Genomic DNA, 12,216 nt, shown 5'->3' on the forward strand with positions numbered 1-12,216 from the left:
CGTTATCCATTCAGACCAAGCAGGTCGGCTTCGATTCGAGCCAGCCGGTGCTCGGCAGGTTCGTCCATGTTAGCCAGTCGCATACGAACGTCTGGTTTGTTGATAGCGTCGGGAAACTGGAGCGCCAGCTCAACGTAGGCGAACAGGTGCTGCTCAGACTCGATGCCGAACTTTTCAGCTTCTGCCGTACGCTGATGGATGATCTCTTTCAGCTCCACATCTGGTTGCCCGTGAAAGTTGTTAACGCAAAAGTGCGATACCAAGCGCTGAATGAATAGCTGTCGCTCTTGTTCCTGCCAGCGAGCAAGGTGCTCCGGGCGAATCGAAAACCAGCCTTCGTCGTCGGCAGGTCTGGCGGGAGAGGAATAGGGCGTGGTGAAACCTAGCCATTTGTTTTCTTCGGCAGGTATCCATATTTTGCTGACAGGACCGAGCCAGGCGCTGAGTTCGTCTTGTGTGAGGCTGTCGAAGAAACGTTCGGTCAAGGCTGGGTCATAAAACCTGCAGAAGGCCAATTCTCCAGAGTGCAGCCTGACGCTCAGCAGGCTGCGCAAATGGTTCGCCAGGCCCTCGATGTTAACGGAGCTTTCCAAAAGCAGGCCTGACGATTGCCAACGCTCCCGGTTTTCCCACAAGCGATGTTGTCCGGAGAGGCGATACAAGGCGGGACTGACTTCCAGCATGGACTCATGGCGCGTGCCTCGGTACAGACGCTCTACCTTGGGCGCATCATCGTGCTGATAGATGACCTGCAAGGCGGGTAACGCCGCGCCATCGAGCAGCAGGTAGAGGTCGTCCCGCTCGATCTCCGGTTCTTCTACTCCGCGCATCAAACCACGCTCGCGTTCTTGCCGCATGGGCAAACCTCCAATTGGCAGAAGCCATCAGGTTGCACGCCGCATTGTTTGACCAACAGCAGCTTGGCCGCCGCAGCCTGCTTGAGTTGCGGCGACATGTTGATCAAGGCCGGCAAAGTGAGGCCGCCGGCAGCGGCGCTAGCCGCCAGCGATGGAATCACTGGTGCCAGGATATTCAATCCCGACCCTTTGCCCGGCGCTCCGCCCGAATTCATCTTGATGGTCGCGCCATTCAGCGTGACGCCGCTCGGGTCGAGCTTGAGGAGGCTGCCGCCGCCTGTGGCGGTGAGCTCCATGCCGGCGTCGATGACGACTTTGCTGCCGGCGTAGTAGTGAATTTCGTTGCCCGCCTCGACGAACTGCCCGGTGCCGATCTTCACGTGCTGGTTGTTGCCCACGGTGAGGTGGTCGTTGGCTTTCACTTCGGTCTTGCGGTCGGCGTGGGTGGTGCGGTGTTCTTCGGCGCGAAATTCGCTGTAGCTGTTGGCCTCGACGGTGTCGTGGCGCTCGTGGCCGACGCGGATCTTCTGGTCGTGCTCGATGTTCTCGTCCCAGTCTCGCTGGGCGTGGACGTAGATCTGCTCGGCGCCTTTGCGGTCTTCGATGCGCAGTTCGTTGTAGCCGCCACCGCCGGGCGAGCTGAGGGTCTTGAAGACGCTGCGGGTCTTGTTGGCCGGCAGGTCATAGGGGACGACATGTTCCTTGTGATGCAAGCAGCCGGTGACCAGCGGCTGATCCGGGTCGCCTTCGAGAAAGGTCACCAGCACTTCCATCCCCACGCGGGGGATGGCGATGCCGCCGTAGCGGTCGCCCGCCCAGCTGGAGGAGACGCGCAGCCAGCAGCTGGTCTTGTCGTCGGCCTGGCCCTCGCGGTCCCAGTGGAACTGGACCTTCACCCGGCCGTATTCGTCGCAGTGGATCTCTTCCCCGGCAGGGCCGGTGACCACGGCGGTCTGGCTGCCGAGCACCTTGGGTTTGGGGTGGTTCAGGGCCGGGCGGAAGGGGATGTCCCAGGGCGTGGCGGTGAAGTGGTTGCGGTAGCCCTGGGTAAAGCCGTCACGTGACGGCTCATCGCTCGTCACCGACTCCTCCAGCACCTGCGGCTGTTTGCCTTCGTGGAGGATCTCGTTCAGCAGCCAGAGCTGGTTCCAGTCGCCGCGCGGGTGTTCGGTCAGGGCGAGGAAGTGGCCGGTGACCAGCTGCGGCTGGTCGCTCTCGCCTTCGGCCAGCTCGAAGTCGCTGCGGTGGCGTTCCAGGGCGCGTTGGGACAGGTGCTTGCCGCGGGCGCGGTCGGTGAAGCGGCCGGGGTAGTCGTAGTCTTCCAGGTCCGGCTGGAACTCGCTCTGAAAGGCGCCTTCCAGGGTCAGGCGCGGTTTCTCGAAGTCGTAGTCGCGGCGGGTGACGCGGCTGGTGCGGGTCTCGAGCCGCAGGGCGAAGCGCTTGACCACCGGCTGGTCGGCCACCAGCCCGGAGTCCTGCTGATAGGCCACCGGTGAGAGCTTGGGAAAGCCCGTCTGGTCGTCGCCGAAGACCAGCACATGGCCCGCGGCGCTGTGCTGGAAGTGGTAGTGAATGCCTTCTTCCTCGCACAGGCGCTGGATGAAGTGCAGGTCGCTCTCGTCGTACTGCACGCAATAGTCGCGCTCGGGGTAGACCGAACCGAGGCCGAAGAGGAAGGCGTCGGCCTGGATGCCGTGCTCTTCGAGCACCTGGGCGATGATCTGCTCCACCGTCAGGTGCTGGAAGATGCGCTGGTTGGTGCGGTGGGCGAGGTAGGCCAGCTGCGGGCGCAGGGTGATGTGGTAGCGGGTCAGGCGCTTGCCCGAATCGCCCTGGGCGACGCGGTAGATCAGACCATGGATGCCGTTGCCGGCCGGCGAGAGCGCCAGGAAGGCGGGCTGGTGCAGCAGGGCTTCGAGATCGAGATCAGGGCGTTCGCTGACCAGTTCGAGCTCGAAGGCGAAGGGCTGCGAGAGCGCTTCCCGCCCCGTGAACGCGAGCACCTGCAGGTCATGTGCGATGCCTTCGATGGCGAGGCTGAAATGGGTGTCGTTGGCCGGGTTGAACATGTCTTCGGTCCGTCCTTAGAGGTCTGCGGGGCTGATGTTCAGCCGTTCCATGCGGTACAGCAGGGTGCGCCGGGGCAGGCCCAGTTCGCGGGCGGCCTGGCTCTGGTTGCCGCCGTTCTTGCGCAGGCAGTCGACGAGCAGGTTGCGTTCGACCCGCTCCATGCGTTCGCGCAGGGTCATGCCGCTCTGCTCCAGCCCCGGCTCGATGCGCAGGTTGAAATGCTCGGGAAGCAGCTCGCCGCCTTCGCACAGGAGCACGGCGCGCTCCACCAGGCCCTTGAGTTCGCGAACGTTGCCGGGGAATCCGTAGCCGGCCAGCTGTTCGAGCGCTGCGTCGGACCAGCGGCAAAGGTCGCGCTGCAGGAAGGTGCAGGCCTTGTCGGCGAAATGGCGCGCCAGGCGCAGGATGTCCTGGTCGCGTTCGCGCAGCGGGGGCAATTCGATGGGGAAATGCGAGAGCCGGTAGAAGAGGTCTTCGCGAAACCGCCCCTCTTCGACACGCTTGCGCAGGTCCTGGTGGGTCGCGGCGACGATCCGCACATCCACCTTGTGGGTGTCGGTGGACCCCAGCGGACGCACCTCGCCTTCCTGCAGTACCCGCAACAGCTTGGCCTGCAGAAGCAGGGGCATGTCGCCGATTTCGTCGAGAAACAGGGTGCCGCCGTCCGCCGCGTCCAGCAGGCCGGCGCGGTCGCGGTCGGCACCGGTGAAGGCGCCTTTGCGGTAGCCGAAGAGTTCGCTTTCGAGCAGGTTTTCCGGCAGCGAGGCGCAGTTCTGGACGACGAAGGCTTTGCTGCGACGATAGCCGCAGTCGTGAATGGCGCGGGCGACCAGTTCCTTGCCGGTGCCGGTCTCGCCGGTCAGCAGCACGCTCACCGGGCTGTGCAGGACCTTGCCGATCAGCCCGTAGACCGCGCGCATGCGGGCGCTGTCTCCGATCAGGCCATAACCGCTGGCGCAGGGAGCGCTCGGTGCGATCGGCGCGTCCTGGCGTGGCGCCCTCAGGCGCTGCAGGAGTTGCGACTGCGCCAGGGCGAACCTGCCGAGCTGGTCGAGGGAGTCGGCAAAGGCCGACAGCTCATGGGCGTGCCGCGTGGCGGTGACCAGCAGCCCGAGGACCCGGTCCTGCTCGTCGGCGAGCGGCAGGCACAGCAGGCTGCGCCACGACGGCGAGCGCTCCGGCAGGAAGCTGCTGGCATGCAGGCTGCTGTCCAGCTCGCCGATGTACAGCCGCTGGTTCTGGCACAGGCAGTACTGCAGCAGCTGCTCGCCGTCGTAGTCACTGGGCAGGCTGGCCGGTTCGCGCGGCTGCAGCTTGCCGTCGAGCCATTCGGCCGACAGCGTCAGCCGGGTATGGGTCTCATCGAGCAGGTAGAGCTGGCTCAGGTCGCAGCCCGTCAGCCTGGCCGCGGCTTCCGCCAGGCCGGCGAGCAGCGTGTCGGCGCTGGCCGCCCGCGCCAGGCCGGCGAAGTGCTCCAGCAGCGACTGCGCGTAGCGCAGCGGCTGGGGGACCTGGTCGAACATGGCCGCTTGCTTAAGCGAACTCACAGACCACCGTCCCTTGGCCATCCAGCGTGGCGTGGACCCGCTGCAGGGTTTCGCCCCCGGCCATGGCGTCGAGCAGGCGATCGACCACCAGCGGTTGCAGGTGCTGGTCGATCAGATGGTCGATCAGCCGTGCACCGCTGTCGCTGTGGGTGCAACGTTCGGCCAGGCTTTCCACCAGCGCCTCGCAGTGGCTGAACTGCAACTGGCGACGGGCCAGGCGCTCGCCGAAGCGCGACAACTTGAGCGCCACCAGCTCGTTGAGCACCTCGCCCTGCACCGGGTAGTAGGGCACCACGCGCATGCGGGCGAGCAGTGCCGGCTTGAAGTGCTGGCTCAGCGCCGGGCGGATGGCCAGTTCCAGGTCTTCGGTGGCTGGACGCTGCCCGCCCTGGCAGAGGCTGGCGATGCGGTCGCTGGCGAGGTTGCTGGTCATCAGGATCAGGGTGTTACGGAAGTTGATCTCGCGCCCCTCGCCGTCGTTCGCCACGCCCTTGTCGAAGATCTGGTAGAAGACGTTCATCACGTCCGGGTCGGCTTTCTCGACCTCGTCGAGGAGCACCACCGAATAGGGCTTCTGGCGCACCGCTTCGGTGAGCATGCCGCCTTCGCCATAGCCCACATAACCCGGTGGCGCGCCGATCAGGCGGGACACGCTGTGCTTTTCCTGGAACTCGGACATGTTGATGGTGGTGAGGAAGCGCTCGCCGCCATACAGCAGGTCGGCCAGGGCCAGGGCGGTTTCGGTCTTGCCGACGCCGCTGGGGCCGACCAGCAGGAAGACGCCGACCGGGGCATCGGGTTTGTTGAGCCCGGCGGCGGTGGCGCGCATCGAGCGGTCCAGCGCCTCGATGGCCTGTTCCTGGCCACGTACACGCTGGCGCAGGTCCGCGGAGAAGCTGAGCACCTTGCTGTTGTGCTCGCGCGCGAGCTGGGAAAGCGGCACACCGGTCCAGTGGCTGATCACCTCGGCCACCAGGCGCGGACAGACTTCGAAGCTCACCAGGCGCTCGGTGGCCTGGGCGCTGGCGAGTTCGACCTGAAGGTCGCGCAGCTCGGCTTCGAGCTGCTCCAGGTCCGGGTAGCGTTCCTCTTCGGGGGCTTCGGTATCGCCTGCCAGGCGAGCGGCGGCGCACTGCTTGCGCAGCTCCAGCAGGCGTTCGGCCAGGGTGCGTTGCGCGGACCAGCGGGTTTCCAGCTGCTCGAGTTCGGCGCGTGCCGCCGCCAGGCGGGTCTCCAGGCCATCCAGTGTTTCGATTTCGATGCGCAGGCCGGCTTCCAGGTCTCGACGCAAGGCCAGGCGCTGGCGCTCGCCTTCTGCGATCTCGCCGCGCAGCCGCTCCAGTGCCTCGGGCGCCGCTGCCAGGCTGATGCGCACCCGGGCGCAGGCGGTGTCGAGCACGTCCACCGCCTTGTCCGGCAGCTGGCGCCCGGCGAGGTAGCGGGCCGAGAGTTCGGCGGCGGCGACCACGGCGTCGTCGCGCAGGTAGATGCCGTGGCTCTTTTCGTAGACCGGTGCGAGGCCGCGCAGGATGGTCACCGCTTCGTCGACGGTGGGCTCGTGCAACTGCACGGGCTGGAAGCGTCGGGCGAGGGCCGGGTCCTTCTCGAAGTACTTCTTGTATTCGCTCCAGGTGGTGGCGGCGATGGTGCGCAATTCGCCCCGCGCCAGTGCCGGCTTGAGCAGGTTGGCCGCATCGCCGCTACCGGCCTGGCCACCGGCGCCGATCAGGGTATGGGCCTCGTCGATGAACAGGATGATCGGCTTGGGCGACGCCTTGACCTCGTCGATCACGCCCTGCAGGCGGCGCTCGAACTCACCCTTGACGCTGGCGCCGGCCTGCAGCAGGCCGAGATCCAGGCAGAGCAGTTCGACGCCCTTGAGCGCGTCCGGCACCTCGCCCTGGGCGATGCGCAAGGCGAGGCCTTCGACGATGGCGGTCTTGCCGACCCCGGCTTCGCCGACCACGATGGGGTTGCTCTTGCGACGGCGGGCGAGGATATCGATCATCTGCCGGATCGCCGCGTCGCGGCACAGCACGGGGTCGAGCTTGCCGTCGCGTGCCTGCTGGGTGAAGTTGTGGGTGAAGCGCGCGAGATTCGACTCGCCGGCAGGCGCCGCCTTGCCCGGCGCGGACTGCGGCTGTTGCGCCAGGGCGAACTCGCGCAGGCGTTCGGCGTTCAGGCGCGCCAGCAGCGGCTGGTAATGGCTGCCGGCGTAGCGCATGGGGTTGCGCAGCAGGGCGAGGATCAGTGCAGCCTGATCGATCTGGCTCTGACCGAGTTCGAGGTTGCCGACCAGCAGGGCGTCCTGCAGCCACTGGACCAGCTCCGCCGAAAACACCGGGTTGCGCGACTCGCTGTGCTCGCCGCGTGGCTGCAGCGCCTGGGCGAGCGTGCCGGGTTGGACGTCGGCGTCCTGCAGGGCCCGCGTCAGCAGGCCTTCCGGGCGCTCCAGCAGGCCCAGCAGCAGGTCTTCGACCAGGATCTTGCTGCCGCCTCGTACTACGCAGCGCTCGGCGGCGGCTTCCAGGTCGCGCTTGGTCTCGGCATCGAGCGCCTGGACCAGCTGTTGGAGGTCTACGTTGATCATTTCATCTTCCTTAATGAGTCTGGCTGCCCAGAGTGACCCTGGCGTCGGCGCGTTCGCTGCCGAGCCAGCTGGTCCAGCCGAGGCGGCAGGGGTTTTCGGCGCCGATGCGCAGGTCACGGATGTCATCGCGACGCAGCTCTAGGCGTATGTCGTAGTCGAGCGGGTCGCGCAGGGTGAAGCGGACCAGGGCGCACAACGGCTGGTAACCGCTGCCCACCGGCAGAAATTCGTGGAAACGCTCCCAGCTCAGCTGGCGGATGTGGATGCGGAATTTGCCGCCGCGGTCGCGTACGCGCTCGCCCAGCACCAGGCTCTCGCCGAGCTGGCTGTTGGCGCGGCCGAGGCGGTTCTGCTGCTCGGCGAGGATCTCGACCTGACGCTCCAGGCACTGTTCGATGCGCAGGTCGGCGTGCTTGAAGTAGTAGCGCAGCACCGACTCGATCAGCGCCGCCGAATGCGCCCGCAGGCTGAGCAGGCCGAGGTAGGGCAGCAGCCGCTTCCAGTTGAGTTCCGAGGCCGCGCGGATCTGCTCGCCACCGAGCCCGATCAGGGCGAACAGTTGCTCGGACAGCGGGTCGCGCGCGCCGCTGGAGAAGCGCGCGCGGTAGCGGTATTTCTGCCAGATCGGCAGCATCAGGCGCTGCAGCCGGTTGTTGAACAGGTCGAGGAATTCGCGCGTCGGGTTGCCATCCGCGCTGTCGCCCAGCGCCTGCTCGCCGTAGAACGCCGGCAGGGGCGAGCCGGCGCCGAACAGGCTCACCAGGTTGATGCGCAGGCGCGCGCGCAGCTGGCCGTGCTCCTCGAAGAACTCCGCGCGATCGATGTCGCTGCCGGGAAATCCCAGGCTCGGGTTGGCCTGGAACTCCAGGTGCTCGTACAGCGACTCCTCGTCCAGATCGGGGTGTGCGGCCTTCAGTCGGTCCATCACCAGCAGCACGCCCTGGAACAGGCTGTACTCGCGGATGCCCCGGCTGATCCGGTTGAGACCGGGCTCAAAGCCAGCTGCGCTTCGGCCAGGCGGCGTTGAAGCCGAACTCAGAATGCTCATTTACACCTCGTAAAGTCGGGTGCGACTCCAAGCGCTTCTTCGTTCGTCTTCGCCTTGCCTGGCTCTAGCTCGCATGCCTTTGCACCCGGTCTTAGAGCAGGGGCTGTTGCCCCATACGCGGCGTCCATTGGTACACCTCTCCCTGTGTGCTCCTGACGCGCAGCTCGTGGTACGAGTTGAGGCTGGCGTACAGCGCAAAGAATTCATTGAGTATCGAGGCGAAGAGGAACAGGTCCCCCTCGCCCAGGTAGCCGTCGGGGTCCATCACCAGTTCGGTGCGCACGCCACGCACCGGCAGGCCGCGGTGCAGGCGGTCGACGTGCTGGTGGCCGATCTCCTTGAGCCCGCCGAGCAGGCGCTTGCTGACCTTTTCCGCGTGCTGGTCGTAGTAGCGCGGCAGGTCGTAGGTCTCGAGGATCACCTTGAGCGCCTCGACGTTCGCCAGCGACAGGTAGTTGAGCGACATGTTGCTGATCAGCTTCCAGAGGAAGTCGCGGTGCAGCGGCGGCGCGTAGCTCGGCGTCACGGCGCTGATGTTGCGGAAGGTCAGGAACTCCGGCGTGTCTTCGCTGGGCAGGCAGATGTCGCCCAGGCGCAGCTGGCGTGGCAGGTTCTGGTTGGTGCAGGTCAGCTCGATGGACAGCGTCTCGTGTTGATCGAGGTTGCGCAGGCCGAAGCTGAGGTAGGTTTCCAGGCCATCGCCGAGCATCGAGGGTTGCTGGCGCACGCTGTAGTGCGGACGCGCCACCGGGACGTCGAAGCTGGGGTCGTGCTCGAAGGATTCGAACGGCACGTATTCCTCGTAACCCATGCCGCCGGGCTTCCAGCCGGTGACGCGGTCGACCGAGAAGACGCCGCACTGGCTGCTGTCGAGTTCCGAAGGCAGCAGCAGGTACTGATCCTGCTTGCCGTCCAGGCGAATCGGGATGGCGTCGTGCTCGAACAGGTTGACCACTGGCGTGCAATACAGGCGCACGTTGTCCAGGGTGGGGCGGATGCGCTGCACCCCGGCCTTGTGGATGTCGAAGCGCAGCTCGAAGCCGCGGGCCTGCTCCAGCACTTCCTGCGGCAGGCGCTTGATGGCATCGAGGCCGAGCATGTCGACGAACAGGAATTTCTCCTGGAAGGCGAAGTATTCCTGCAGGTAGCGATAGCCCCGGAAGGTGTTGAGCGGGTAGGGGATCAGCGCCTGGTCCTCGGCAAAACCCACCGGCTCCAGCTTCGACGGATCGAGCTGCAGCGCGGGCAGGGCGACGCCGAACCCGTCGGTGAAGGGTTTGCCATCGGCATCCAGGGCGACCAGCTGCACGCCATCGAGGTGACGCAACAGGCTCAGGTAGAGCATCTGGCTGATGTAGCGCTCGCCGGCCAGGTGCAGACGCAACTGCGTGAGGTTCAGTTCGCCGAGGTGGCCGTCGGCGGTCATCTGCAGGCGCAGGCTGAGCAGCGCGCCGCCGCCCTTGACCGAATAATCCAGCCCTTCGAGGGCCAGTGGCAGGACCTCGGTGGCATAGGCGGTGCGAAAACGGCAGGTCACGCCCTGGATGGGCCTGGACTCCACCGGCGTGTTGCGCGGCACCATCAGCGCCGGACCGGGTCGCTTGACCGGGTCGAACTGCAACATGCTGAACGCCGGCAGCGGGCGCATGTAGTTCGGCCACAGCAGGTGCATCAGTGAATGGGTCAGCTCCGGCAGCTCGTCGTCGAGCTTCTGGCGCAGCCGCCCGGTGAGGAAGGCGAAGCCCTCCAGTAGACGCTCGACATCCGGGTCGCGCCCCGCCTGACCGAGAAACGGCGCCAGCGCCGGACTGCGCTCGGCGAAGCGCTTGCCGAGCTGGCGCAGGGCGGTGAGTTCGCTCTGGTAGTAGTGGTTGAAGGACATCAGCGGGCCTTCCCGGGAACGTGCATGGTCAACCGCCGATCAGGATGGTGCCGGACCCGGCGACCACGGGATTGCCGTGATCGCCCGTCGTACCCACCGTGGTGGCCGGTTTGCCGTTGATCAGCACCGTGGGGATGACCGCGCTGGCCAGCGCGCTGCCACAGGAGGTCGGGTCGCCCATGCGCGCGGCCGGCAGCCCGTCGAACAGTACGTCGGGAGAGCCCGCCGCGATGGGGTTGGTGCCATGGCCCTTCTTCGGGCAGTCGGTGGGGTCGCCCAGGCGGGCTGCGGGTTTACCGGACATCGGGCTCTCCTTAGTGGACCTTCACTTGTCCGCTGCCATCCAGGCTCGCGGAAAAACTCACGTGACGCTTGAAACCGTCGACTTCCAGCAGGCCTTCGATGGCGAACGACAGGCTCAGCGGGTCGTGGTCACGGGGCAGGGATATCACCCGGACCTGGCTCAGGCGTGGCTCGTACGCTTCGATGAAGCGTTCGATGGCGATACGCGCCTGTTGCAGCGAGTCGTGCAGCGACAGGCGCATATCGTTCAAATCGGGCAACCCGTAGTCGGGCAGCGTTTGCACGCTGCCCGCCCGGGTGCTGAGCATCTTGGCCAGATGGGCAGCCACCGAAGCCATTGCCGCGACTTCGCGGCTCCAGCCGGCACGCTTGTCGGCGTCGCCGCCGAGGCGTTCGAAGAGGCTGCCGTAGCTCACGGGCCGTTACTCCTTGTCCAGCTTGCCAACCAGCGACAGGGTGAAATCGGCACCCATGTACTTGAAGTGCGGGCGCACGTTCAGGCTGACGCGGTACCAGCCCGGTTCGCCCTCGACATCGCTGACGATCACCTGGGCGGCGCGCAGCGGGCGACGGCTGCGGACTTCGGAGCTCGGGTTCTCCTGGTCGGCGACGTACTGGCGGATCCACTTGTTCAGTTCCAGTTCGAGGTCGGTGCGCTCTTTCCAGGCGCCGATCTGCTCGCGCTGCAGCACCTTCAGGTAGTGCGCCAGGCGGTTGACGATGAACAGGTAGGGCAACTGGGTGCCGAGCTTGTAGTTGAGCTCGGCGTTCTTGCCTTCTTCGCTGTTGCCGAAGAACTTCGGCTTCTGCGTGGAGTTGGCGGAGAAGAACGCGGCGTTGTCGCTGCCCTTGCGCATGGTCAGGGCGATGAAGCCTTCCTCGGCCAGTTCGTATTCACGACGGTCGGAGACCAGCACCTCGGTCGGGATCTTGGTTTCGATCTCGCCCATGCTTTCGAAGTGGTGCAGCGGCAGGTCTTCCACCGCGCCGCCGCTCTGCGGGCCGATGATGTTCGGGCACCAGCGGAACTTGGCGAAGCTGTCGGTCAGGCGGCTGGCGAAGGTATAGGCGGTGTTGCCCCACAGGTAGTGTTCGTGGCTGTTGGCCACGTTTTCCTTGTAGACGAAGGATTTGACCGGGTTGTCTTCCGGATCGTAGGGGTTGCGCAGCAGGAAGCGCGGCACGGTCAGGCCGACGTAACGGGCGTCTTCCTGCTCGCGGAAGCTCTGCCACTTGGCGAACTGCGGGCCTTCGAAGTGATCCTTCAGGTCCTTGAGGTCCGGCAGGCCGGTGAAGCTTTCCAGGCCGAAGAATTTCGGACCGGCGGCGGCGATGAAGGGGGCGTGGGACATGCTGGCGACACTGGAGACGTACTGCAGGGTCTTGATGTCCGGTGCGCTCGGATCGAAGAAGTAGTTGGCGATCAGCGCGCCGACCGGCTGGCCGCCGAACTGGCCGTACTCGGCGGTGTAGATGTGCTTGTACAGGCCGGACTGGACCACTTCCGGGCTGTCTTCGAAATCGTCCAGCAGGTCCTGCTTGGACGCGTTGAGGATTTCGAGCTTGATGTTCTCGCGGAAATTGGTGCGATCGACCAGCAGCTTGAGGCCGCGCCAGGACGATTCCAGTGCCTGGAACTGCTGGTGGTGGAGGATCTCGTCCATCTGGCGGCTGAGCTTGGCGTCGATTTCCGCGATCATGCGGTCGACCATGGCCTTCTTGACCGGCTCGTGCTCGTTCTGTGGCTTGAGCAGCTCCTCGATGAAGGCGGAGACGCCGCGTTTGGCGATGTCGTAGGCCTCGTCGTCCGGAGTCAGCTTGGTTTCGGCGATGATGCGGTCGAGGATGCCGAGTTCGGCGAGGTTCTTGCCGCTTTCGACGGCTGCTGCGCTAGTGCTCATGGTGTTGGCGTTCCTTGT

Annotated in this window: 9 protein-coding genes; all 9 read right to left on the reverse strand. The window is 65.7% G+C overall.

Going from position 1 to position 12,216, the window contains the following annotated elements:
* Window positions 1-2 precede the first annotated feature (2 nt).
* On the reverse strand, window positions 3-857 hold the full coding sequence (locus tag DN824_RS00340) for a DUF4123 domain-containing protein (RefSeq protein ID WP_138406398.1): 855 nt from the start codon (window positions 855-857) through the stop codon (window positions 3-5).
* A complete protein-coding gene (locus tag DN824_RS00345; protein ID WP_138406399.1) occupies window positions 830-2,926 on the reverse strand; it encodes a type VI secretion system Vgr family protein in 2,097 nt (698 codons plus the stop codon). The genes DN824_RS00340 and DN824_RS00345 overlap by 28 nt, the downstream gene beginning before the upstream one ends.
* Before the next feature lie 15 nt (window positions 2,927-2,941).
* Complete coding sequence (locus DN824_RS00350) at window positions 2,942-4,450, reverse strand: sigma-54 interaction domain-containing protein (RefSeq protein ID WP_138406400.1); 1,509 nt, start codon at window positions 4,448-4,450, stop codon at window positions 2,942-2,944.
* A 10-nt stretch (window positions 4,451-4,460) separates the two neighbouring features.
* Window positions 4,461-7,064: a type VI secretion system ATPase TssH gene (tssH, locus tag DN824_RS00355; RefSeq protein WP_138406401.1), complete on the reverse strand. Its 2,604-nt coding sequence runs from the start codon at window positions 7,062-7,064 to the stop codon at window positions 4,461-4,463.
* A gap of 10 nt (window positions 7,065-7,074) precedes the next feature.
* Window positions 7,075-8,112: a type VI secretion system baseplate subunit TssG gene (tssG, locus tag DN824_RS00360; RefSeq protein WP_138406402.1), complete on the reverse strand. Its 1,038-nt coding sequence runs from the start codon at window positions 8,110-8,112 to the stop codon at window positions 7,075-7,077.
* A 91-nt stretch (window positions 8,113-8,203) separates the two neighbouring features.
* Window positions 8,204-9,994 (reverse strand): type VI secretion system baseplate subunit TssF, encoded by a 1,791-nt coding sequence (tssF, locus tag DN824_RS00365; RefSeq protein ID WP_138406403.1) that lies wholly within the window; start codon window positions 9,992-9,994, stop codon window positions 8,204-8,206.
* Window positions 9,995-10,022: 28 nt separating this feature from the next.
* Window positions 10,023-10,298, reverse strand: coding sequence for a PAAR domain-containing protein (locus DN824_RS00370; protein ID WP_138406404.1), 276 nt, complete (start codon window positions 10,296-10,298; stop codon window positions 10,023-10,025).
* Between the two features lie 10 nt (window positions 10,299-10,308).
* Window positions 10,309-10,713: a type VI secretion system baseplate subunit TssE gene (gene tssE / locus DN824_RS00375; RefSeq protein ID WP_138406405.1), complete on the reverse strand. Its 405-nt coding sequence runs from the start codon at window positions 10,711-10,713 to the stop codon at window positions 10,309-10,311.
* 6 nt (window positions 10,714-10,719) lie between these two features.
* Window positions 10,720-12,198: a type VI secretion system contractile sheath large subunit gene (gene tssC, locus DN824_RS00380; RefSeq protein ID WP_138406406.1), complete on the reverse strand. Its 1,479-nt coding sequence runs from the start codon at window positions 12,196-12,198 to the stop codon at window positions 10,720-10,722.
* Between the last annotated feature and the right edge of the window lie 18 nt (window positions 12,199-12,216).

Source organism: Stutzerimonas nosocomialis (genome assembly GCF_005876855.1).
Lineage (GTDB): Bacteria > Pseudomonadota > Gammaproteobacteria > Pseudomonadales > Pseudomonadaceae > Stutzerimonas > Stutzerimonas nosocomialis.